General features: G+C 44.5%; 20 protein-coding genes and 1 other annotated feature. Of the genes, 10 read left to right on the top strand and 10 right to left on the bottom strand.

Features of this window, described 5'->3' with window-relative positions; all coding sequences use genetic code 11:
• Nucleotides 1–462: 462 nt before the first annotated feature.
• From clpB to rluD, 3 genes are all read right to left on the bottom strand, one after another.
• On the bottom strand, nucleotides 463–3,036 hold the full coding sequence (gene clpB, locus IJ23_RS09615; protein ID WP_033906115.1) for an ATP-dependent chaperone ClpB: 2,574 nt from the start codon (nucleotides 3,034–3,036) through the stop codon (nucleotides 463–465).
• Between the two features lie 144 nt (nucleotides 3,037–3,180).
• On the bottom strand, nucleotides 3,181–3,909 hold the full coding sequence (gene pgeF / locus IJ23_RS09610) for a peptidoglycan editing factor PgeF (RefSeq protein WP_005381874.1): 729 nt from the start codon (nucleotides 3,907–3,909) through the stop codon (nucleotides 3,181–3,183).
• Between the two features lies 1 nt (nucleotide 3,910).
• On the bottom strand, nucleotides 3,911–4,888 hold the full coding sequence (rluD, locus tag IJ23_RS09605) for a 23S rRNA pseudouridine(1911/1915/1917) synthase RluD (protein WP_005381875.1): 978 nt from the start codon (nucleotides 4,886–4,888) through the stop codon (nucleotides 3,911–3,913).
• Between the two features lie 136 nt (nucleotides 4,889–5,024).
• On the opposite strand from rluD, the gene bamD reads away from it, so the two are divergent.
• The 5 genes from bamD to yjjX all read left to right on the top strand — a co-directional run bounded on the left by bamD (nucleotide 5,025) and on the right by yjjX (nucleotide 10,014).
• Nucleotides 5,025–5,753: an outer membrane protein assembly factor BamD gene (gene bamD, locus IJ23_RS09600; protein WP_005381876.1), complete on the top strand. Its 729-nt coding sequence runs from the start codon at nucleotides 5,025–5,027 to the stop codon at nucleotides 5,751–5,753.
• A 148-nt stretch (nucleotides 5,754–5,901) separates the two neighbouring features.
• Nucleotides 5,902–7,383 (top strand): lytic transglycosylase F, encoded by a 1,482-nt coding sequence (locus IJ23_RS09595; protein ID WP_309473959.1) that lies wholly within the window; start codon nucleotides 5,902–5,904, stop codon nucleotides 7,381–7,383.
• A 325-nt stretch (nucleotides 7,384–7,708) separates the two neighbouring features.
• On the top strand, nucleotides 7,709–8,035 hold the full coding sequence (gene hpf / locus IJ23_RS09590; RefSeq protein WP_005381889.1) for a ribosome hibernation-promoting factor, HPF/YfiA family: 327 nt from the start codon (nucleotides 7,709–7,711) through the stop codon (nucleotides 8,033–8,035).
• A 108-nt stretch (nucleotides 8,036–8,143) separates the two neighbouring features.
• Nucleotides 8,144–8,265 (top strand) — a sequence feature (Phe leader region).
• Nucleotides 8,266–8,277: 12 nt separating this feature from the next.
• Nucleotides 8,278–9,456, top strand: coding sequence for a prephenate dehydratase (pheA, locus tag IJ23_RS09585; protein ID WP_017636154.1), 1,179 nt, complete (start codon nucleotides 8,278–8,280; stop codon nucleotides 9,454–9,456).
• 24 nt (nucleotides 9,457–9,480) lie between these two features.
• The gene (gene yjjX, locus IJ23_RS09580; protein WP_025768441.1) at nucleotides 9,481–10,014 is read left to right on the top strand and encodes an inosine/xanthosine triphosphatase; all 534 of its coding nucleotides are present in this window, start codon (nucleotides 9,481–9,483) and stop codon (nucleotides 10,012–10,014) included.
• A gap of 110 nt (nucleotides 10,015–10,124) precedes the next feature.
• Here yjjX and trpR read toward each other — a convergent pair whose 3' ends face one another.
• Nucleotides 10,125–10,433 (bottom strand): trp operon repressor, encoded by a 309-nt coding sequence (trpR, locus tag IJ23_RS09575; RefSeq protein ID WP_005381892.1) that lies wholly within the window; start codon nucleotides 10,431–10,433, stop codon nucleotides 10,125–10,127.
• A gap of 13 nt (nucleotides 10,434–10,446) precedes the next feature.
• The gene (sltY, locus tag IJ23_RS09570) at nucleotides 10,447–12,393 is read right to left on the bottom strand and encodes a murein transglycosylase (RefSeq protein WP_031812891.1); all 1,947 of its coding nucleotides are present in this window, start codon (nucleotides 12,391–12,393) and stop codon (nucleotides 10,447–10,449) included.
• Between the two features lie 364 nt (nucleotides 12,394–12,757).
• Here sltY and ettA point away from each other — a divergent pair, with 364 nt between their 5' ends.
• The 3 genes from ettA (at nucleotide 12,758) to IJ23_RS09555 (ending at nucleotide 16,056) form a co-directional block, all read left to right on the top strand.
• Nucleotides 12,758–14,425 carry an energy-dependent translational throttle protein EttA gene (gene ettA / locus IJ23_RS09565; RefSeq protein ID WP_005381894.1) on the top strand — a complete coding sequence of 556 codons (1,668 nt, stop codon included), beginning with the start codon at nucleotides 12,758–12,760 and terminating at the stop codon, nucleotides 14,423–14,425.
• 230 nt (nucleotides 14,426–14,655) lie between these two features.
• Nucleotides 14,656–15,015 carry a PilZ domain-containing protein gene (locus IJ23_RS09560; protein ID WP_033906113.1) on the top strand — a complete coding sequence of 120 codons (360 nt, stop codon included), beginning with the start codon at nucleotides 14,656–14,658 and terminating at the stop codon, nucleotides 15,013–15,015.
• A 39-nt stretch (nucleotides 15,016–15,054) separates the two neighbouring features.
• Nucleotides 15,055–16,056 (top strand): M23 family metallopeptidase, encoded by a 1,002-nt coding sequence (locus IJ23_RS09555; protein WP_005381900.1) that lies wholly within the window; start codon nucleotides 15,055–15,057, stop codon nucleotides 16,054–16,056.
• Between the two features lie 77 nt (nucleotides 16,057–16,133).
• On the opposite strand, the gene tyrA is transcribed toward IJ23_RS09555, so the two are convergent.
• The 3 genes from tyrA to nagZ all read right to left on the bottom strand — a co-directional run bounded on the left by tyrA (nucleotide 16,134) and on the right by nagZ (nucleotide 19,550).
• Nucleotides 16,134–17,261: a bifunctional chorismate mutase/prephenate dehydrogenase gene (gene tyrA / locus IJ23_RS09550; RefSeq protein ID WP_005381901.1), complete on the bottom strand. Its 1,128-nt coding sequence runs from the start codon at nucleotides 17,259–17,261 to the stop codon at nucleotides 16,134–16,136.
• Nucleotides 17,262–17,282: 21 nt separating this feature from the next.
• Entirely contained in the window at nucleotides 17,283–18,359 is a 1,077-nt protein-coding gene (locus IJ23_RS09545; protein ID WP_005381904.1) for a 3-deoxy-7-phosphoheptulonate synthase, read from the bottom strand.
• Between the two features lie 207 nt (nucleotides 18,360–18,566).
• Nucleotides 18,567–19,550, bottom strand: a complete 984-nt coding sequence (gene nagZ / locus IJ23_RS09540; RefSeq protein ID WP_005381905.1) for a beta-N-acetylhexosaminidase — start codon at nucleotides 19,548–19,550, stop codon at nucleotides 18,567–18,569.
• Nucleotides 19,551–19,649: 99 nt separating this feature from the next.
• On the opposite strand from nagZ, the gene IJ23_RS09535 reads away from it, so the two are divergent.
• Both IJ23_RS09535 and murQ read left to right on the top strand, forming a co-directional pair.
• The gene (locus IJ23_RS09535; RefSeq protein WP_033906112.1) at nucleotides 19,650–20,762 is read left to right on the top strand and encodes an anhydro-N-acetylmuramic acid kinase; all 1,113 of its coding nucleotides are present in this window, start codon (nucleotides 19,650–19,652) and stop codon (nucleotides 20,760–20,762) included.
• Between the two features lie 36 nt (nucleotides 20,763–20,798).
• Nucleotides 20,799–21,728: an N-acetylmuramic acid 6-phosphate etherase gene (gene murQ / locus IJ23_RS09530; RefSeq protein WP_033906111.1), complete on the top strand. Its 930-nt coding sequence runs from the start codon at nucleotides 20,799–20,801 to the stop codon at nucleotides 21,726–21,728.
• A 51-nt stretch (nucleotides 21,729–21,779) separates the two neighbouring features.
• On the opposite strand, the gene IJ23_RS09525 is transcribed toward murQ, so the two are convergent.
• Nucleotides 21,780–22,052: a hypothetical protein gene (locus IJ23_RS09525; protein ID WP_005381911.1), complete on the bottom strand. Its 273-nt coding sequence runs from the start codon at nucleotides 22,050–22,052 to the stop codon at nucleotides 21,780–21,782.
• A 114-nt stretch (nucleotides 22,053–22,166) separates the two neighbouring features.
• On the bottom strand, nucleotides 22,167–22,508 hold the full coding sequence (locus IJ23_RS09520) for a DUF2799 domain-containing protein (RefSeq protein ID WP_005381912.1): 342 nt from the start codon (nucleotides 22,506–22,508) through the stop codon (nucleotides 22,167–22,169).
• Between the last annotated feature and the right edge of the window lie 175 nt (nucleotides 22,509–22,683).

The raw sequence follows: 22,683 nt of genomic DNA, 5'->3' as shown, positions 1-22,683 counted from the left end.
ATGTTTGAATTGACTGTGCTGAATCTTTCGATTCAATGGTCACTTCGTATCATTGAAACCTAATTTGAAGCCTAAGCTTCTAATTGGATTATCATCAACGAGTGCCCACACAGATTGATAGGTCTATATTTTTAAAGAGCACACTTCGAAGTTCTCTTCAAAGTGGACGGCTATTTTAGCTAGATAACTTATCGTGTCAAACACTTTTTTAAGTTATTTATCTGCGAGTTAATTTTAACTCACTAACCGTAGTTGTTTAGGTTCCGCTTCACTTACTTTCCCGTGACAACGGAGGCGCATTATAGGGAGTTCATTAAAGAACACAAGTGCATTTTTTAAAAAAACTCACCTTTTTAGTTTATTCGTATAGAAAACAGACAAAAGACTCTAAAAAACTATAGAAAAGGGGCCAAACGGCCCCTTTAGTGTGATTTTTATCTCAATTTTACTGTATCCATACAATTATTGATGAGCACAAATTTGGTCATTAGTAACAATTAGCTGCACTGTCTTGTCTGGAACGATTTCACCAGAAAGAATTGATTTGGCTAACGGGTTCTCGACATTCTGCTGAATTGCACGTTTTAAAGGACGCGCACCATACACAGGATCGAAACCAACTTGAGCGATCAAGTCGAGTGCTTTGTTGGAAACTTCTAGTTGATAGCCTTTCTCCTCTAGTCGTTTCGCCAAACGTTCCAATTGAATAGAAGCAATGGACTTAATGTGCTCTTGACCAAGTGGATGGAACACCACGATTTCGTCAACACGGTTCAAGAACTCTGGGCGGAAGTGTTTGCTAACCACATCCATCACTTCACTCTTGATACCTTGATAGTCTAATGTTGCGAAATTCTCTTGGATACGAGATGAACCCAAGTTAGATGTCATGATCACAACCGTATTACGGAAGTCAACAGTACGACCTTGACCATCCGTTAAACGCCCATCATCGAGAACTTGCAGCAGAATGTTAAATACATCCGGATGCGCTTTCTCTACTTCGTCTAACAAAATTACCGAATACGGCTTGCGACGAACCGCTTCAGTTAAGTAACCACCCTCTTCATATCCGACATAGCCTGGAGGAGCACCAACCAACCTTGCCACTGAGTGTTTCTCCATGAACTCAGACATATCGATACGGACCATCGCATCTTCACTGTCGAACATAAAGCTCGCAAGTGTCTTACAAAGCTCTGTTTTACCCACACCAGTTGGACCTAAGAATAAGAAGGAGCCAATTGGTCGGTTTGGATCAGAAAGCCCAGCTCGACTACGACGAATGGCATTCGATACAACAGAGACCGATTCGCTTTGCCCTACCACACGATTATGCAGCACGTCTTCCATACGAAGTAGTTTCTCTTTTTCCGCTTCTAGCATCTTGGATACCGGAATGCCGGTTTGCTTAGAAAGTACTTCTGCAATCTCGTTGTCGGTTACTTTATTACGCAATAGCGTCATTTCCTGCATTTCAGCTTGGGTTGCAAGATCTAACTGCTTCTCAAGTTCAGGAATACGACCATATTGAAGCTCCGACATACGGTTTAGATCGCCAGCACGGCGAGCAAACTCCATGTCCATACGAGCTTGTTCAAGCTCAGACTTAATATGTTGAGTGCCAGAAAGAGCTGCTTTTTCTGTATTCCAAACCTCTTCTAGTTCAGCGTACTCACGTTCTTTTTCATTGAGTTCTTCATTAAGCGCTTTCAAACGCTTTTCACTCGCTTCATCGTGCTCGTTACTTAGTGCTTGTTGTTCAATTTTGAGTTGGATGATTTTACGCTCAAGCTTATCCAAGGACTCTGGCTTAGAGTCAATTTGTAAACGAATGCTTGAAGCCGCTTCGTCAATCAAGTCAATCGCTTTATCCGGCAACTGACGGTCGGAGACATAGCGATGTGACAAACTCGCCGCAGCAACAATCGCTGGGTCGGTAATTTCGACGTGATGATGAAGCTCATAACGCTCCTTCAAGCCACGTAAAATCGCCACGGTATCCTCAACGGTCGGCTCATCCACCAGCACTTTTTGGAAACGACGTTCTAATGCTGCATCTTTTTCGATGTACTGACGATATTCATCCAATGTTGTTGCGCCAACACAGTGCAGCTCACCACGAGCTAATGCCGGTTTTAGCATGTTGCCCGCATCCATTGAGCCTTCACCTTTACCAGCACCGACCATAGTGTGTAGTTCATCAATGAAGAGGATGACGTTGCCTTCTTCTTTAGCAAGTTCATTCAATACTGATTTTAAACGCTCTTCAAATTCCCCACGGTATTTCGCGCCAGCAACCAGTGCGCCCATATCCAGTGATAGCACACGGCGACCACGCAGACCTTCAGGTACTTCATTGTTAACTATGCGCTGCGCTAAGCCTTCAACAATTGCTGTCTTACCTACGCCTGGTTCACCGATAATCACAGGGTTGTTTTTAGTACGACGCTGCAATACCTGGATAGTACGACGGATTTCATCATCACGGCCGATAACCGGATCCAATTTACCTTGCTCTGCACGTTCGGTAAGGTCTATGGTGAACTTTTCCAATGCTTGACGAAGCTCTTCTGCATTCGGATCATTGACCTTTTGACCACCTCTGATCTTTTCGATTGCCTGGCTGACTTTTTGCTCTGTTAAGCCGATCTCTTTGAGCAATTGCCCCAATGGTCCGCGATCTTCTAAAGCGGCAAGCAGGAAGACTTCAGACGAGATATAGGAGTCTTGACGCTTTTGCGCCACTTTGTCACACAGGTTAAACAATGTGCCCATCGAGCTAGAGAGCTGAACATCCCCACCGATGCCACTGACTTTTGGTAATCGATCTAACATTTCACTCAATTTAGAGCGTAAATGCGTTACGTCCACATCCAGCATAGTAAGCAATGGACGAATTGGACTGCCATTTTGATCAAGCAAAGCCACCATGAGGTGAACTGGCTCGATATATTGATGATCGCGCCCTAACGCTAGTGATTGAGCATCAGAGATAGCGATTTGAAACTTACTTGTGAATCGATCAAGACGCATATCTACCTTCCTAACCTCAACTAAAGGAAATTCTTTTGACAGTTAGAAAGATGGATACTCGGGTGGGGAATTTCAAGGGAGTGAATGAATAAAGATAGCTTTGCAAAAATAGTAGTATGCATCTTAGCACTTTGGTGCTTATAGCTAGTCTTCGATCCAAATAAAGGTTGCTTGTCGACCAGTCTTACCATCACGGCGATAAGAGTAAAAAGAGGCTTTATCTTGGTAAGTACAAAGTCCAGAATCAAACACTTGTGTCACACCAGCCCGGTTTAGACGTTGCGTTGCCAGCACCGACATGTCAGCAAACCATTTACCGTCGATATCGCGTGGAGCAAATGCTTGATTCGCCTGTGAATCAAAATCAACAAAAGCTTGCAGAACATCTTCACCCACTTCGAAGGCTTGAGGGCCAATGGCGGGGCCAAGCCACGCTATCACTTCACCAGAAAACAACGCTAACGCATTTTCGACAATGCCATTTGCTAAGCCGCGCCAACCTGCGTGAACAGCGGCTACTTGCGTACCTTGTGTATTAGTCAATAATACAGGTAAACAATCGGCGGTCATCGCTGAACAAACAACATGGCTTGAAGAAGTAAATACACCATCCGCATCAAGCACCTGTGTTGTTGGTTCATTTGCTTGAGCCACAACGGTTGAATGCGTTTGGTTTAACCAGATTGGCGCATTTGGCATGCTTGCCTGTTGCGCCAACCAAGCTCGGTTCTTCTCTACTAAAGACAAATCATCCCCAACGTGAGTACCTAAATTTAGCCCTTGGTAAGGGCCTGTCGAAAATCCGCCTATGCGTGTTGAGGCGAAAGCTTTGACATTTTTAGGCGCTGGCCAGTTCGGAATGATCGTCTTCATATTAGAATTCTTCCGGTAAGCCGTGCTCTTCTGTATCTTGACGAAGCGCTTCAGTCATCACAACCATGTCATCAGGCACTGGAGCATGAAACTCAAGAACTTCGCCCGTAATTGGGTGCTCAAAGCGCAGCATTACTGCGTGCAATGCTTGGCGATCGAAGCCCCGGATCATTGCCGTTAGCTCTTCAGACGCACCTGTCGGGATGCGAGCACGTCCACCATATGCAATATCACCGAGCAGCGGATGCTGAAGATAAGACATGTGCACACGAATCTGGTGCGTACGACCCGTTTCTAGACGCAAACGAATACGCGTGTGTTCGCGGAAGCGTTCAGCAACACGGTAGTGCGTTACTGCTGGTTTGCCCATTGGTGCCACCGCCATAAGCGTGCGCTTAGTAGAGTGACGACCAATAGGTTGATCCACTTTACCGCCCGCAGTCATACGACCAATAGCGATCGCTTCGTACTCACGAGTAATATTACGTTTTTGCAGTGCGCGAACCAGACGAGTTTGTGCAGGAACGGTTTTCGCCACCACCATCAAACCCGTTGTGTCTTTATCCAAACGGTGCACGATACCTGCACGAGGTACTTCTGCAATATCAGGGTAATGATGCAACAACGCATTAAGCACAGTGCCATCAGGCGTACCAGCGCCCGGATGAACCACAAAGTCACGAGGTTTGTTGATAACGATAATATCTTCATCTTCATAGACGATATCTAGCGGGATATCTTGCGCTTCCCAGCGTTCTTCATCTTCTAACTCGGCTTGCAATGTAATTTCCTCGCCACCCATTACTTTGGTACGAGGTTTAGTGACAACTTCACCATCAACTTGAACTTTCCCATCAAGCAGCCACTCTTTTAGGCGCGAGCGAGAGAAGTCCGCGAATAATTCGGCGATAGCTTGGTCTAAACGTTGACCTAACTGGCTATCTTTTACGGTATTTGTTAATACAATCTGCTGAGCCATATCGAACTTTTTTAAAAACTGTGAGACTAATGCTCACGACTGTGAAAAAATAGACTATTACGTCATTGTATCTGTTACTGGAAAGAAAGTAACGGCAGCTTAAGAAATATTTAGATTCAAGGAACAGACTCCTGATATGAAACGTCAGACTTTAACAGGCCTTTTAGCGGTATCCCTTCTGTTTGGATGTGCAAGCAAAGAAGAAATCGTTCCTGATGTGCCGCCTTCGGAACTGTATGCAGACGCACAGATTTCTCTTCAAAGTGGTAATTGGCTTTCTGCAATTGAGAAACTGGAAGCATTAGACTCACGTTACCCATTCGGTGCCTACTCTGAACAGGTGCAGCTTGACCTAATCTATGCGTACTACAAAAACGACGACCTTGCTTTGGGCTTGGCAACCATTTCTCGCTTTATGCGTTTAAACCCAACCCATGAAAAGATGGATTGGGTGCTGTACATGCGAGGTCTAAGCCACATGGCGCAAGATCGTAACTTTATGCATGATTTATTCAGCGTAGATCGAAGCGATCGCGATCCTGAACCGGTAAAAAAAGCGTTTGATGACTTCAAAAAACTACTTCAACGTTACCCGAATAGCCCATATGCAGAAGATTCACAAAAACGTATGGTCGCGCTGAAAAACCGTCTAGCGAACTATGATTTAGCGACTGCTGACTTCTACCTTCGCCGTGAAGCTTGGGTCGCTGCTATTAATCGCAGCCAAGAGCTACAAAAAGCGTATCCAGACACAGAAGCTGCACGTAAGTCACTGACTATCCAGCTAGAGGCCTACAAGCAACTTGGTTTGGAAGACGCCGTAGCAAGAACTGAAAAGCTTATAGAGCTCAACCCTGTGAAGTAATTGAACTTGCTTTAAACTGAACCGCCACCGTTTTTACCGTGGCGGTTTTTTACTACTCTCAATAGTGTATTCAGCCCTTTCTTGATGATCTTCCTAGCTCCACATATGCTTAAAGTTCTCCTCCCCCCTTTATAAAAAGGATGTGAACGTGACGATATCTAAGCTTTGCGCAGTTATGCTGCTCCTATTGTCTGCTTCCGTTTGCGCACTGCAAATCTCGCCGCTCAAACAGCCTCCTTATACTGGGGACCTCGATGTCATCAAGGAGAAGAATGTACTGCGCGTCTTAGTTTCTGCTGATTTAGGCTTTTACTACATTGAGGGCGGCACACCAAAAGGCATAGGCGCGGAATTGCTGGCGCATTTCGAAAAAGACCTTCGTAAACTCAAACCAAAGCTTAACGTACAAATTATTCCTGTTGCCCGCGACCAGCTACTGCCAGCCTTAGAAAACGGTTCAGGTGACTTAGTTGTCGCCAACCTGACTATTACCGACACGCGCAAACAGAAAGTGGAGTTCAGTTCACCCATTCTCACTGACATTCAAGAGTGGGTAGTGACAAACAAAAGCACACCAACGATGACGAAAATCGAACAACTGAGCGGCAAAGAGATTTGGGTGCGCGCCAGCTCTAGCTACTTTGAAAGCATTCAGACACTAAATAAGAAACTAAACAAAAAAGGCTTACCGCCTGTTATCGTGCACTTTATTGAAGAAACACTTCAAGATTATGAGCTGGTCGGAATGCTCAACAATGGTTACGTCAAAGCCATTGTTCTCGATAGCCATAAAGCCAAGCTTTGGCTGAAAGTGATGGATGATATTCGGGTGCACAAAAAAATCCCTATCCGCAAAAATGGCAAAATTGCTTGGGCAATGCGAGAAAATAGTCCCAAATTAAAAGCCGTCGTGAATAAGTTCATCCAGAAGTCTCGCTCTGGGACACTACTCGGTAACGTTATTTACGGTAAATACATCGATAACACGGGATGGTTGAACAGAGCTCTTAACCCTAAGAAAATTGCTCAACTAGAAAAACTCGCAGCGCTATTTTCACGCTATGGTGAGAAATACGATATCGACTATTTACTGATCGCTGCAATCGCTTACAAGGAATCAGGATTTAATAACGACCTAGTTGGAAGCCGAGGTGCCGTTGGCATAATGCAAGTCCTACCCAGCACCGCTCAAGATCCGAATATCAATATCAAAAATGTTCGACAATTAGAAAACAACATTCATGCTGGAGTGAAATACTTAGCTTTTTTGCGTAAGCAGTACTTCAGTGATCCTGATATTACTGCACAAAATAAACTCTACTTTACATTGGCGGCTTACAATGCGGGCCCCGGCAATGTAGAGCGTATTCGTAAGCGTGCAGCCCAACAAGGTTACGATCCTAATGTTTGGTTTAATAACGTGGAAGTCGTTATGCGGAAAAGTTTAAGCTCAACGGTTGGGTACGTCACAAGCATTAATCGCTACTACATAATATACAAACAACTAGAAAGTTTGGACCAAGTCAAAAGTCTAGAAAGGGTTTCACTAGCCCCAAAAGACCCCATTTTCATGATACCGCTACGAAAAGTCAGCCAAATGCCAGACAGTAAAAAGCCGCTTGTACAGTAAGCGGCTTTTTAAATGGATTCATTGGAAAGACTCAGTGATCGTCATCACACCTTACGTGTAGTTAAATTTTAACCACCTCAAATATTAGGCCGTAAAACTTCCCTAAAAACGAGGCCGTTTTCAGCTGAGTACTCTATTCAATCTACGGATTTACTAACCGATAACAAGCAATTTCACGATAAATCTCAGAAGTTCTTGAGTGAGATCACATTCATTTTTCATCATAAAAAACCCGAGCAAAATAATGATCTGAATCACATTTTTTTATGCTTAAAGCGGTAATCTGAACTTAACCCCCGAGGGATGCAACAGAGGAAAAACACTTATGACAATGAATATCACTGGCAAAAACATCGAAATCACCTCTGCAATCCGAGCTCATATTGAGAGCAAATTTAAAAAACTGGAGAAATGGCAAGTAGACCTAATTGGTTGCCAAGCAACTTTCAGTGAGGAACCAAACAAACAGAAGAAATTCGAAGCGGTTATCAAAGTTCCTAAAGGCCAGCTCATTGCCTCAGCAACTCACGAAGATCTTTACGCAGCTATCAACGAAGTGGAGCAAAAACTAGAACGACAATTGAACAAGCTGACCCACAAACCTGAAGCTCGACGTGCAAGTAAGCCTGAGCTAGTGGAAGAAGAAGAGTAAACTGAACAGATTGAGGAAATAGCGCCGAAAGGCGCTATTTTTTTGCTTGACGCTCTCCCCAGCCTTGCTTATTGTGTTTAAACACTCATAAATTAAGCACTATTTATGCATTTAACCTCACTGTTTATTTTTGACTTCTTTTTCCTCCCATAGTTGGAGGGGCGAACTCGTTTGTGAAAGAAAAGTCAAAAACAAACAGAAAGCCTCCCAAATCGGGAGGCTTTTTTATAAGGAAAGAATTGATGACTGACCAACCTATTTCCCTCGAAGAAATTCGTTTACGCTTGAATGAGTTGGATGACCAACTTCTCAGCTTATTGTCTGAGCGCCGTAAACTCAGCATTGAAGTAGCCAAAAGCAAAGTACAAACCTCAAAGCCTGTTCGCGACGCCGTCCGTGAACAGCAATTATTGGTCAAGCTGATTTCTAATGGCCAAGATAAATACGAACTTGACGCGCAGTACATCACCAAACTTTTCCATACCATCATTGAAGACTCAGTTCTGCTTCAACAAAGTTATCTGCAAAATCTCGTTAACCCACAGCAAAGCCGTAAGCCACTTGCTCGCGTCGCTTTTTTAGGAGCCAAAGGCTCTTATTCGCACTTGGCAAGTCGCGAATACTTCAGTCGTAAAAATACGGAGCTTATCGAGCTCAACTGCGAGCACTTTAAAGAAGTGACTCAAACGGTTGAATCTGGCCATGCTGATTATGGCGTTCTGCCAATCGAAAACACCAGCTCAGGCTCTATTAATGAAGTGTATGACTTACTACAACACACGACGCTTTACATCGTTGGAGAGCTAACTCAACCAATCGAACACTGCTTGGTTGCGAAAAAAGACATTCGTCTGGAAGATATTAAAACGCTGTATTCTCACCCTCAGCCACACCAACAGTGCAGTGAGTTTTTAAGCCGTATGAAAGGGGTAAAGCTGGAATCCTGCGCGAGCACAGCAGATGCAATGCAGAAAGTCCAAGAGATGGATCGTGATGATGTGGCTGCAATTGGTAATGCATCAAGCGGTAAGCTATATGGCTTGCAAGCAATTCAAGGCAACATCGCAAACCAAACCGAAAACCATACTCGCTTTATCGTGGTTGCTCGTAAACCGGTTGAAGTTTCTACTCAGATTCCAGCAAAAACCACATTGATCATGTCGACCTCCCAAGAGGCAGGCTCATTGGTTGAAACACTATTAGTGCTGCAACGTTACGGCATCAATATGACCAAGCTGGAATCACGCCCAATTATGGGGAACCCGTGGGAAGAGATGTTCTACGTAGACTTGACATCACATCTTGCTTCGACAGAAATGCAACAGGCACTTGAAGAGCTAACAAAAATCACTAAGCACTTGAAAGTATTAGGCTGTTACCCGAGTGAGAACGTAAAGCCTACGCAAGTAAAATTGAGTTAATAGACACCAGTGAGTAAAAAGATCATGGCAACCCAAAAAGTCGTAATCGCATCGCTAAACCCAGCCAAAATTAATGCAGTTCAAAGTGCATTTCGTAATGCATTTCCGCATCAAGAGTTCAACTTCGTTGGCATCAGTGTACCGAGTGAGGTCGCAGATCAGCCCATGACGAATGAAGAAACTCATCGTGGTGCGCTAAACCGCGTTAAAAACGCAAAAGTAGAGATGCCAAACGCGGATTACTATGTCGGTCTCGAAGCGGGAATTGAAGCAAACGTGACGTTTGCTTGGATGGTGGTTGAGTCAGAGACTCACCGCGGTGAATCTCGTTCTGCAAGCTTAATGTTGCCGCCAAAAGTCTTGGAAAAACTCAAGGATGCGAATGAGTTGGGAGATGTAATGGACAAAGTGTTTGGTACTGATAACATCAAACAGAAAGGTGGCGCTATTAGCCTACTAACCCAAAACCAGCTAACTCGAAGCTCGGTCTATCACCAAGCCTTGATTCTGGCTTTGATTCCATTCACAAACCCTGAGCACTTTCCTTCAAATTTATAACACTCAGCCTATTCTCTAGATACGCAAAAGGGCGGATATTTCCGCCCTTTGTAATACGTTATCTTAGTCAATTGTAACACCAAGGCCTAAAAGCAAATTGGATATACTGTCTACTTAGATACCGCAACTTGTTCTAACAAGACTTTCAACTTGTCTTTTTCTTCATCAGATTTCGACTTTAGTTCGTTAGAACCACGAGTAATGGTGGCAATGCCCACACCAAGCATCTGACTGATCTGACGTTGAGATAATTCTCCTTTAAGAAGTTCGTTAATTATATTAACGCGTGATATTAATGACTCTCTCTCATCACGTGACATCAGCATTGTTAACAGCATGTCATCTTGCTGGGTGCCCATACTTGTTCGAATTAGCTCAATAATCTGTTGCCAGTCTTTGTACTCGGGTTCGTGCGACATCAAGTTACCTCACTCAATACTTGGTATTGATCTCATGTTGATTCAAGAACGCGCCATCGATACCCAAAAGATCACGATAGTATGTTTCAAACATCAAGATGTTTTGTACATAACCGCGCGTCTCTTTAAATGGAATTGCCTCAATAAAGGCATAAGCATCCACTTTTCCTTGGGTACGCTCTCGCCACGTTTTTACTCTGTTAGGACCTGCATTATAAGCAGCAAGAGCAAAAATACGATTATTATCGTAATCCTCTAATAAACCTTGCAAATAATGGCTACCAATTTCGATATTTTTTCCTACATTGTAGAGATCCTGCGTACCTTGATAACTCAACTTATATTTACGTGCCGTGTACTTCGCCGTCGCAGGCATGATCTGCATAAGACCACGAGCGCCAACTGGAGAGCGGGCTTCAACATCTAACGCACTTTCCTGTCGAGCGAGAGACATCATCGTGACGGGATCAATGTTGTGCTTTTTCGCATAAAAGTTAAACCACCAGCGGTGTGCTATTGGGAACCTAAGTTCGATATTATCCCACATCTGCGCTTGAATACTCGCGGTCACCGTTAGGTGATGCCAACGTTTAAATGATGCATAAGCCGCCAACATCGCCTTTTCATCTTTTCCTACGCGGCGCAGTAAGTGTGCCCATTCACTCTTCGCTGCTGCGATTTTATCCGTCGCGATCAACTCTTCGATACGAGCTAACGAGTCTTGATAGGGTTGAACAACTTTCTTATCCAACTTAACCGTATGCGTTGGGTATTTGATTGATTGTCCGATTGCATTGGCGGCAGCCACACTGTAGAAGTTTCGTTGCCCAAGCAGAGTTGCTAAACGCTGTTTCCCCGCGATGTCATCACCTAACGCTATTTCACTTCTTCCAAGCCAATATTGCCAGCGTAGCGTGGCTTGTTCTTCTTTATTTAGAACAGCAATCCACTCTTGTACGCCTTTCCAATCTGCATTTTGAATCGCTAAGCGGATGCGCGTTTCAATCAACGGTAAGTACTGACTGGTTTTCGTTTTATCATCGCGCCATTTAGCTAATGACTCAGACTCCGTACGAGTCAATCGAAATGCAATATAGTCGGCAAGTTCTTGCGCTTTTTCTGGAGAAAACTTCTGTCCTTTAATGACGGCATCGTACGCACCTTGTGCTTGGCTAGTGTTCATACGAGCCAACTTTTCTAACGCATATTCACTTTGCGCTCGATTAAAATCATTCGCAGGTTTTTTCTTCGCGAATTCCGCAACACTTGAAGGATTATCAAACAACGCTTTCATTTCTTTGGCTTGTTGCTTTGCCTGCGCTGATTTAGGCAGTTTGAGCAAGTAACTCATCAAACCGCCATTACGAGCATCAAACGCCAGTAACATACGCTGTAGAATCAGTTCATCGGTACGCTCACCCGCCTTGTCCCATGCTTCAAATAATGGGTCACACTCATCAGCAATGCTGATGCCACGTAACCACATATGTTCAGCCCCTTTAAATGCCGCGACTTTCTTGCCTTGCTTTAACTGGGCGACGTAGAAAATACATTGGTAACGCTCACCACTAGGAATGACTTTTTGAAACTCAGTAATAGTTTTCCAATCTTTTTGCTTATAAAGATGATTGAGGTATGGAGCGCGAACTCGACGAGAAAATGGAAAAGACTCGTGCTCAGAAATAAACTCGTTTACCTGTTGTGGTGACTTTTCCGGTAACTGTCTAATAAAAGTGCGGTAATCCACATAAGGCGTTAGTGGATAGTCAGAAATTTTAGGACGAATCGAAAGGTATCCATCGATGTCATTTTTATCTAATAAATCTTGAGCTTGCTCATATACTTCGCGCTGCTTTTCCAAACTCAGCGCGGCATTAGCACTCAAACTCATAGCACACAACGCGGCGGCGCAGCATACGTTTTTAGCCAATTCAGATACGTTGAATCTCATTTGTGTCATTTTCCCCAGACATATACTGCCCTAAAGCCTAGTTTTGTTAGAGTTCATGTGATGTTAAGGCAATTTTCACACATGCATCTATTTACACAGAATGCAGATGTCCATGTAAAGCAACTTAGTGTATTAAAAATTGTACTCGTCAAACTTTTAAGACGATGGAGACAAAGCGTTTCTAACTCGCATAGAAAACACTTCGTCATTCTTAACGAATAACAAAAGTGTATACCCTAACCGTGTAAGTTTCCGGTCAGCTCAAAATAAGAAATCCATTCGTTAGGGAAATTCTTGCAATGCGGTAACAAAAACAAAGCAGTTGGTATAAAATGATGGGTTTGAATGACAGTTAATTTAGGAACGATCGGCAATGGCTGAATACGTATATACCATGTCGCGGGTGAGCAAAATTGTGCCACCTAAGCGTCAAATTCTTAAAGACATCTCTCTGAGCTTCTTCCCTGGTGCGAAAATCGGTGTTTTAGGTCTGAACGGTGCAGGTAAATCCACACTGCTACGTATCATGGCAGGTATCGACACGGATATCGACGGTGAAGCGCGTCCACAACCTGGTCTAAACGTAGGTTACCTACCTCAGGAACCAGTATTAGACGAATCAAAAACCGTTCGTGAAGTTGTTGAAGAAGCGGTTGCTGACGTTGCTGACGCTCTGAAACGTTTGGACGCAGTCTACGCAGCATACGCTGAACCAGATGCAGACTTCGACGCACTTGCAAAAGAGCAAGGCGAGCTAGAAGCCCTTATCCAAGCGAAAGATGGCCACAACCTAGAAAATGCGCTTGAGCGTGCGGCAAACGCACTTCGTTTACCTGAATGGGACCAAAAAATTGCGCACCTATCAGGTGGTGAACGCCGCCGTGTGGCTATTTGTCGCTTGCTACTTTCTAAGCCAGACATGCTACTGCTTGATGAACCTACCAACCACCTAGATGCAGAATCAGTGGCTTGGCTAGAGCGCTTCTTAGTGGATTACACAGGTACCGTAGTAGCCATCACCCACGACCGTTACTTCCTAGATAACGCTGCGGGCTGGATCTTAGAACTGGACCGTGGTGAAGGTATCCCATGGGAAGGCAACTACACCTCATGGCTGGAGCAAAAAGACGCTCGTCTACAACAAGAAGCCTCCCAAGAGAGTGCTCGCCAAAAGACTATCGAGAAAGAGCTTGAGTGGGTACGTAAAAACCCTAAAGGTCGTCAAGCGAAGTCAAAAGCACGTATGGCTCGCTTTGAAGAACTGCAAAGCTCTGATCATCAAAAACGTAATGAAACCAATGAACTGTTTATCCCACCTGGTGAGCGTCTAGGTGATAAGGTTATTGAAGTGAAGAACCTGACCAAGTCATTTGACGGTCGAGTTCTAATTGATGACCTGTCATTCAGCATCCCTAAAGGTGCAATTGTTGGTATCATCGGTGCTAACGGCGCAGGTAAATCGACGCTATTCAAGATGTTAAGTGGTACTGAACAACCAGACTCGGGCACAATTGAGATGGGCGATACAGTAAAACTAGCATCTGTCGATCAGTTCCGTGACAGCATGGACGATTCTAAAACCGTATTCCAAGAGATCTCTGAAGGTGCTGATATCATTAAGATCAACAACTTCGAAATCCCAGCTCGTGCATACTGTTCACGCTTTAACTTTAAAGGCAGTGACCAACAAAAGATTATTGGTGAACTATCGGGTGGTGAGCGTAACCGTGTCCACCTTGCGAAGCTGCTTAAAGCGGGCGGTAACGTGTTGCTACTCGACGAACCAACCAACGACCTTGACGTTGAAACACTGCGTGCTCTAGAAGAAGCGTTACTAGAGTTCCCTGGTTGTGCAATGGTTATCTCGCACGACCGTTGGTTCCTTGACCGTATCGCTACCCACATCATTGACTACCGTGACGAAGGCCAAGTTAACTTCTACGAAGGTAACTACACAGAGTACATGGATTGGTTGAAGAAAACATTGGGTCCTGAAGCCGCAGAACCACACCGTATCAAATACAAGCGTATTGCGAAGTAATCGCAACCCACAAAGTTTGATTGTAATTTGTACAAAGGCCGCTATCATAGCGGCCTTTGTTTTCTTTGTTATAAAAAGAGCTCATTAGCCCGTCTCGTTCGTTAAGAACATGACATAGCACTTACGTCACTCTGTAGCGACCTCGACACTTTTCAAACAACAATCGAACATTTTTTGTTCGTATTGATATACTATTCAATTCTGTTTGACGACCTGACGAGAATATTCATATGACAGAGAGACGACGCTTTTCACGTATTCTCCATCAAGCTCCAGCTAAGATAGAACAACGTGACTTGGCAATTGAAGCTAGGATTCAAGATCTTTCCTTGCATGGTTTACTCATGAAAGTGGAAGAGACTGAGGCTTTGGATCCAACCCTTCCAGTCCATGTGACTTTTTCATTTGATCAATCCGAACAAGTGATTACGTTAAAAGCGCAAGTTGTGGATCTCTCTAAGTGTGAGATTAGGTTGAAGATCGCTAAGATAGACATCGAAAGCATTAGCCAACTAAAACGATTTATAGAATTGAATGTAGGCAATAACGACCTTCTGAATCGAGAGTTAGAGCACCTCTCTGGTTTTTAGGAGAAAAATAAATGAACGCCTATTTAAGTAACAATAACTATGTCTAAAAAAATCATCATGCAGATCCCGACGAAAGACGGCGATCAGCAGTTCTATTTGGGCCGCAGTTCGGTCCTAGCAGTATTTGCTTCAGTATTGGCATTACCCGCCGTCGTTGGTGGCGCGTGGTACCTTAATCAGCAGCAGATGCACAATAAAGACGAACTAACGCAAATCATCGCCAAACTGGAAAGTGAAAAGGCCGAAGTGACGGCTCTTTACGAAGAACAGCTTGATACCAATCATTCGCTTTCCCAGTCTTTGACGGACAAAAACAATCAAATTCAGCTATTGGGCAAACGGGTATTCGACGTTGAATCGGTTTTAGGTCTCGCAGACGAAGAGTTGATGATCGATGAGAACAGCATGGGGTTAGAGGAGCGAATTGACGCAGCCGCTATCGATTCTGCTGTTCGCGCGACGATGTTCCGTTTGATACCAAATGACAGCCCAGTCACATACCAACGTATTTCTTCTTCTTACGGCAGTCGTATTAATCCGATTTCAGGTAAGAGGCATGTTCATACTGGTATCGATCTGACTTGTAAAAGAGGAGAAGAGATCCTGGCACCGGCTGACGGTGTGGTGGAAACCGTTCGCCCGAGCAATCGTGGTTATGGTAACTATGTCACCATTCGTCACTCATTTGGCTTTATGAGCTCCTTTGCTCATCTACAACGCTTCAAAGTGAAAAGCGGTCAGTTTGTTAGTAAAGGCGACATCATTGCTCAATGCGGTAACTCTGGCAACTCCACAGGGCCACACTTGCACTATGAAGTACGCTTCCTCGGACGAGCACTCAACCCTCAATACTTAATGGAGTGGACGCCAGAAAACTTCAATGACGTCTTTGAAAAAGAGAAAAAAGTGAAATGGGGACCTTTGGTTCAATTGATTGATAACGTTGTACGCCTACAAGTCAATTTAACCAATTCACCCTATCGCGATACCAGTATCAACACAGTATCAAGTGAAGATACGAGTAATACTGCGACGAACTGATTTGTCCATCAACACGAAAAAGAGCAGCTTACGCTGCTCTTTTTGTTTCGGACTCTGCACGGCTAAATGACCCGTGATTAGCCGCGATGAATATTATCATTCGCCTGTTTGAGTAAGTTTTGGCTCTCATTCATAAATTGTTGAGAATAAGTACCAAACCAATCACTCACCTGCTTAAAGCTTTCGATGAATCGCGCTTTGTCTCTGCTATCCAGAATCGCTACTGCATCACCTAAACGCTGATGGAATCGCTTGATCATATCGATATTCTCTTGAGAAGAGAAAATGATATCACCGTACAAGTTCGGATCCTGACCAAACAGTCGTCCCACCATCGCCAATTCAAGGCGGTAGATTGGCGAGCTTAACTTCAACAACTGATCGATGTTCGGATTCTCTTTGCTAAGGTGCATACCGTAAGCAAACGACGTGAAGTGGCGCAGCGCCTGAATCAACGTCATGCCATGATCGTGCTCTTGTGCATCGATTTGGCACAAGCTTGCGCCCCAAATCCCAAACTGTTGCAATAGCCATTGGTAATGCTCGTGACCACGGCCATCACAGTACACAATAACCTGCTTGGCAAGGCTCGGAACATCTGGGCCAAACATTGGGTGCAAACCAACCACAGGACCTTGATGCACATTCAACATTGCTTGCAGAGGCTTCGATTTGATAGAAGTCAGGTCACACAGAATACAGTCTTGCGGCAAGTTCCCCAGTTTTTCGATCACCCCTTCCGTTAGATGAATCGGCACCGTGACCACGACTAAACCCGCGTTGTCTAGAATCTCATCCGCATGATCCCAGTCTTTACTACCGAGAACTTTGACCTGGTAGCCCGACAATTTGAACATACGCCCAAACAGGCCACCCAATTGACCATTACCACCAATAATAACAACTGAGCGTAAATCAGGGTTCAAACACTTAAAACCGGAATCTTTCTCGCTGGCATAAGACTCACGCATTGTTCGACGCAGAATATCTTCAATAAGCTGTGGAGGAATTCCCATTTTTTCAGCTTCAGCGCGACGAGAAGCTAACATCGCCGCTTCGCGGTCTGGAGCATAAATTGGCAAACCATGTTCGCTTTTTACTTCCCCAACTTTCTCTACGAGCGCTAAACGCTGAGCCAATAGCTCCAACATTTGCTTGTCGACTGCATCAATCTGATCGCGTAATGCGTTAAGTTCAACTGCCATTGATGTTCCTTAAATCCTGTATTAATTAGCCTTTAGACGATTTTCTAAGAAAGGCACTAGCTCTTCATGTGCATGACGTAATAGTGCCTCAGTTGAATCCCAATTGATACATGCGTCAGTGATAGATACACCGTATTTCATCTCTTCAAGAGCTAAGTCAGAAGATTGATTTCCTTCATTGATATGGCTTTCAATCATAAGACCGATAATAGATTTATTGCCTTCACGGATTTGATGAATCACATCCTCCGCGACTAATGGCTGGCGACGGTAATCTTTACGTGAGTTGGCGTGACTGCAATCCACCATTAATGAAGCATCAAGACCAGATTTCGCCATCTCCTGCTCACACTCAGTGACGGATACCGAATCGTAGTTAGTTTGCTTGCCGCCACGTAAGATCACATGTCCATTAGCATTGCCCTGGGTGGTCAACAGTGCGACTTGTCCCTCACGGTTAATTCCCATAAAACGGTGGCTAGAGGACGCAGCTTGCATCGCGTTAATTGCGGTTGCCAAACTGCCATCGGTGCCATTCTTAAAACCGATTGGCATAGACAGGCCGCTTGCCATTTCACGGTGAGTTTGTGACTCCGTCGTACGTGCGCCGATTGCAGCCCAGCTAAAAGTATCCGCCAGGTATTGTGGGCTAATTGGGTCTAGAGCCTCAGTCGCGAGCGGGATTTCCATTTCTGCCAACTCCACCAGAAGTTCGCGTCCAACATGCAGACCGTGTTCAATATCGAAACTGCCGTCTAGGTGTGGGTCATTGATCAGGCCTTTCCAGCCGACCGTGGTGCGCGGCTTCTCAAAGTAAACACGCATAACAATATACAGTTGGTCACTTAGTTGTTCAGAGAGTGCTTTAAGTCGCTTTGCGTAATCCTTCGCCGCTTCCACGTCGTGGATAGAACATGGACCGCATACAACAAGCAGGCGGTGATCCTTCTTGTGAATAATATTAGCGATAGTTTGACGAGACTCTTGAATAAAGCGACGTGCTTTTTCACTCAAAGGAAGCTTGGTTTTTAGTTCCTCCGGAGTAATAAGAACCTGTTCTTCGATAATATTAATATTGCTCAACTCACTTTTCTGCATAACTCTAACCTGTATATTTATTTTTACACCCAACCAAACCTTTGGTGAGACAACTAAGCTTTAACGACAAGATAACAGGCTAAAAAAGAAAAACAAGCGTACAGAATAAAAAACATTTAGTGTAAATTAAAATTTACAGTCAAATAAAAAGCCAAAGCATAATTAACTTTGGCTTCTCATCGCTGTTTTGAATCTTTTACAAGAGGTTTAGCTAGTCAAGCGTTTCATCGCTTCACTCGCCGCTTTCCACTCTTGAGATAGCTTAAGTTCGCTTGGAGAAAATGACTGTTTTTTCAGTAATCCATCCGCGAGTGGCACGGTTGAAACCGGTAAGTTGTCTAATACCTCAACGTGCGCTTCTCGTTTATTACACATTAACAACATATCGCAACCAGCTCTCAATGCTTGAGCACCTCGCTCGGCTGGGCTGCCCATAATCGCAGCGCCTTCCATGGTCAAATCATCCGAAAAAACCAAACCTTTAAAACCCAATTGCTGACGCAGGACCTGTTTTAACCAGTATTCAGAACCGCTGGCTGGTTGAGCATCATAATGTGGGAAAATCACGTGAGCAGGCATCATGGCATCTAAAATACCGGCATCAATTTGCGCTTTGAAGATCGCCATATCTTGTTCAAAAATATCACTGCGCTCGTCGTATGGTGTTTCTAGATGTGAGTCTGCAATCACGCCACCATGTCCAGGGAAGTGCTTGCCTGTCGTTGCCATGCCAACACTCTTCATTCCCTGCATATATGCAGTGCTATAGCGAAGAATGGTGTCGGCATCTTCACCGAATGCGCGGTTACCGATCGCTTTACATTGATGGCCTTGGTCAAGTACCGGGGCAAAGCTTAAATCAATATCATGGGCAATCAGCTCTGCTGCCATTAACCAACCGCCCATACGAGCAAGCTCTTCACCATTTTGATGTTTAGCGTACTCATCAGCAGCAGGAATTAATGAGAAACCTTCACGAAAGCGCTGCACTCGGCCGCCTTCTTGATCCACACCGATCAAAAACGGGCGCTTAGCCGCCTTTCGGATGGATTGAGTAAGTGCTTGAAGCTGTTCGCTATCATGATAGTTGCGAGCAAATAGAATTAAGCCACCAACCGTAGGATGCTCCAAGATTTCTTTGTCTTCAGCGGTCAGTTCATATCCCGCAACGTCAACCCATAACGGTCCCATGTTTTCTCCTCAAAATCGGCTGAATATCTCGTATTCGATGAGGTTATTCGCTTCAGATTTGCTTTACAATAAGTGAATGAAGAATTGACGAGATCGGCTATGAAATTTAACGAACTGTACATTGGTGTGATGTCTGGAACGAGTATGGATGGCGTTGATACCGCTCTAGTTGAAATAAGCGATGAGCATGTTCGTCTGATTGCGCACGACGACTACCCAATGCCCGCAGCGCTAAAAGACATGCTGTTATCTGTTTGTACCGGTCAAGCAACAAATTTAAAAACCATAGGTGAACTTGACCACCAGCTCGGCCACCTATTTGCAGATGCTGTGTTACAGCTACTCAATAAGTCTGGCTACGTCGCAGAGCAAATTCGTGCGATTGGTAATCACGGTCAAACAGTGTTCCATCAGCCTACCGGAAACTTGCCGTTTACCACTCAATTGGGCGATGCAAACATTATCGCAGTCAAAACAGGCATTGATACGGTAGCGGATTTTCGTCGTAAAGACATGGCGCTAGGTGGACAAGGTGCCCCACTCGTCCCTGCTTTCCATAAAAGCATTTTTGCGATGCAGGATTCCACAATTGTGGTGCTTAACATTGGAGGCATTGCCAATATCTCGGTACTGCATCCAGAACAACCAGTCATTGGCTATGACACAGGCCCGGGCAATATGTTGATGGACGCATGGTGTGCGCTGCATACTGGGCAAAGCTTCGACGAAGATGCACAATTTGCACTTAAAGGAACGGTAAACGCTACTTTGTTGACTCAATTACTCAAAGAAGCTTACCTCGCCATGCCTGCCCCTAAAAGTACCGGGCGAGAACTGTTCAATATTGACTGGCTGCATCAACAACTGGCCCATCACAATTTACCAATCGAAGACGTACAACGTACACTTTGCGAGTATTCTGCAATTACCATTGCCAACGAAGTCGACAAGTTTTCTCATGGCATCACACCTCAACTATTAGTCTGTGGCGGTGGAGCAAGAAACCCGCTTTTGATGCAGCGACTAGCTAAGTTATTGCCACAATGGAGCGTTGCGACAACGGCAGAAAAAGGTGTTGATGGCGATTACATGGAAGCAATGGCGTTTGCTTGGCTTGCGCAGCGCCATATTCACGGCCTCCCTAGCAACTTACCGGAAGTTACGGGGGCAAGTCGTCTCGCTTCACTGGGTGTACTCTATTCAAAAAATTAAGGGCAATATATCCTAAACAAAAAGGCTTAATTCATTATGACGAACGATGCACTTATCGCAGCTTTATCCCATCTGGTATCTGAAGGGCGAAACCCAGACACCATGGACATCGACTTGCTGCCTTCTCTCGATATTGTTCAACGCATCAACCAACAGGACAAACTCGTTCCTCTTGCCGTTGAAAAAGTGTTGCCTGAGATCGCTGAAGCCGTTGATAAGATCACGGAAGCATTTAAGGTCGGAGGTCGGTTGTTTTACATCGGTGCGGGTACCAGTGGTCGACTTGGCGTTTTGGACGCTTCAGAATGCCCACCAACTTTTGGCACAGATCCAGAGATGGTCGTTGGTATTATTGCCGGTGGAAAAGAGGCAATGTTCCGTGCAAAAGAAGGGGCGGAGGACGACCCTACATTAGGCGAGCAAGATCTTAAAGAGAATATGCTAACACAACGCGATGTCGTCGTTGGTATTGCGGCAAGTGGACGAACACCTTACGTGATTGGTGGCTTAGAGTATGCGAACAAGCTTGGTGCCACCACTGTAGCACTATCTTGTAACCCTGACTCTCCGATTGCAGATATTGCTGATATTGCGATTAGCCCCGTTGTTGGACCTGAAGCGTTAACGGGATCCACTCGCTTAAAATCAGGGACAGCACAAAAACTCGTACTGAACATGCTCACTACCGCAAGCATGATTCGCCTGGGCAAAAGTTATCAGAACTTAATGGTAGATGTGAAAGCGACGAATGCAAAGCTAGTTGCAAGAGCGGCTCGTATTGTTATGCAAGCAACAGATTGTACTAACCAAGAGGCTAAAACGGCTCTCAAAGAAACGGACTACGACGCCAAGTTAGCTATTTTGATGATTTTAACCGGGCTGGATAAAGAAAGCGCGACTGAGCAACTGAAAGCCAAACAAGGATATTTAAGAAAAGTCGTGATCGCGCAAACTAATCAATCTTAATCAATAAAGCGCCTCACTTATTTAAAAGTCAGGCGCCTTTTATGGCTTAATTTAGTAGTTCAATCGTTCAATGTGAGTAATACCGACTTTACCTTCAAGGTCGCTGAACATATGAACCATTGCTGGGTATGGTTGTGCTCCAGGGTAGACAACTTCTGCATTACAGAAAAACGCATAGTTTTGTCCGGCTACGACTTGAGTAGCCACAACCAAAGGGGAGTATTTGACACCGACAAACCCCTCGATACCTTTAGCAAATACTTCTTTATTCTCTGCTGTGAGTTCATGAAATGGACTCCAGCCACCAGCCATTTGCGTTGACATAATGTGATTCCTTTTTTTCTGTGCTCACTATCAAGCAATATGAACATAGTTTAATAAGGAGAATTTTGCCACATTTATGTGATGCAGACAGTGTAACAACGGCTTTATTGACTATTAATTTGAGTATTCATTCCAACCACGTTGCCATTCCATGCGGAATTTTTGCGCTTGCTCAGTACCTTCACAAACCCCTTCGTAATACTGACCAGATAACCCCATTTGATACGCAAAAGCAGGATTACAGTACTCACGTAAACCTTCTAAATAACCTTGGTCGTAGTCACTTTGCTTAACACTACCCAACTCACGAAGCTCGCTCATCGTGCGCGATGTGTGTCCGGTTATGCCATCTTGATATCCGATCTGATGCCAATCTCCCGACTTGGCAAGATCTGCTGTCGTTGCTGTGCATCCTGCAAGTAAAGCCAGTGCCAGACCTACCGTTACCTTTTTCATGGTTCTTCCTTAAGTAATTGTTTTCAAAAATAAGCTTACCACTAATTATTGGCGCTTGCCGCTGAGCTTGCAGATTTAACCACTGATGACTCAAATCGGCCGCTCAAGATTGTCATCAACCTTTCGCCATTTTTAAAAACCGCTCAAGCAGCATATCGACCACTCAGTGCTCTAT

It is taken from the genome of Vibrio sp. OY15, from assembly GCF_000742455.1.
Classification (GTDB): domain Bacteria; phylum Pseudomonadota; class Gammaproteobacteria; order Enterobacterales; family Vibrionaceae; genus Vibrio; species Vibrio alginolyticus.
Note: the sequence above shows the minus strand (reverse complement) of the source record. Positions and strands in the feature narration are given on the sequence as shown.

Excerpts from the sequence above, each read along its gene's own strand:
- clpB (WP_033906115.1), bottom strand. The coding sequence starts at position 3,036 with ATGCGTCTTGATCGATTCACAAGTAAGTTTCAAATCGCTATCTCTGAT.
- pgeF (WP_005381874.1), bottom strand. The coding sequence starts at position 3,909 with ATGAAGACGATCATTCCGAACTGGCCAGCGCCTAAAAATGTCAAAGCT.
- rluD (WP_005381875.1), bottom strand. The coding sequence starts at position 4,888 with ATGGCTCAGCAGATTGTATTAACAAATACCGTAAAAGATAGCCAGTTA.
- bamD (WP_005381876.1), top strand. The coding sequence starts at position 5,025 with ATGAAACGTCAGACTTTAACAGGCCTTTTAGCGGTATCCCTTCTGTTT.
- hpf (WP_005381889.1), top strand. The coding sequence starts at position 7,709 with ATGACAATGAATATCACTGGCAAAAACATCGAAATCACCTCTGCAATC.
- pheA (WP_017636154.1), top strand. The coding sequence starts at position 8,278 with ATGACTGACCAACCTATTTCCCTCGAAGAAATTCGTTTACGCTTGAAT.
- yjjX (WP_025768441.1), top strand. The coding sequence starts at position 9,481 with ATGGCAACCCAAAAAGTCGTAATCGCATCGCTAAACCCAGCCAAAATT.
- trpR (WP_005381892.1), bottom strand. The coding sequence starts at position 10,433 with ATGTCGCACGAACCCGAGTACAAAGACTGGCAACAGATTATTGAGCTA.
- sltY (WP_031812891.1), bottom strand. The coding sequence starts at position 12,393 with ATGACACAAATGAGATTCAACGTATCTGAATTGGCTAAAAACGTATGC.
- ettA (WP_005381894.1), top strand. The coding sequence starts at position 12,758 with ATGGCTGAATACGTATATACCATGTCGCGGGTGAGCAAAATTGTGCCA.
- IJ23_RS09560 (WP_033906113.1), top strand. The coding sequence starts at position 14,656 with ATGACAGAGAGACGACGCTTTTCACGTATTCTCCATCAAGCTCCAGCT.
- IJ23_RS09555 (WP_005381900.1), top strand. The coding sequence starts at position 15,055 with ATGTCTAAAAAAATCATCATGCAGATCCCGACGAAAGACGGCGATCAG.
- tyrA (WP_005381901.1), bottom strand. The coding sequence starts at position 17,261 with ATGGCAGTTGAACTTAACGCATTACGCGATCAGATTGATGCAGTCGAC.
- IJ23_RS09545 (WP_005381904.1), bottom strand. The coding sequence starts at position 18,359 with ATGCAGAAAAGTGAGTTGAGCAATATTAATATTATCGAAGAACAGGTT.
- nagZ (WP_005381905.1), bottom strand. The coding sequence starts at position 19,550 with ATGGGACCGTTATGGGTTGACGTTGCGGGATATGAACTGACCGCTGAA.
- IJ23_RS09535 (WP_033906112.1), top strand. The coding sequence starts at position 19,650 with ATGAAATTTAACGAACTGTACATTGGTGTGATGTCTGGAACGAGTATG.
- murQ (WP_033906111.1), top strand. The coding sequence starts at position 20,799 with ATGACGAACGATGCACTTATCGCAGCTTTATCCCATCTGGTATCTGAA.
- IJ23_RS09525 (WP_005381911.1), bottom strand. The coding sequence starts at position 22,052 with ATGTCAACGCAAATGGCTGGTGGCTGGAGTCCATTTCATGAACTCACA.
- IJ23_RS09520 (WP_005381912.1), bottom strand. The coding sequence starts at position 22,508 with ATGAAAAAGGTAACGGTAGGTCTGGCACTGGCTTTACTTGCAGGATGC.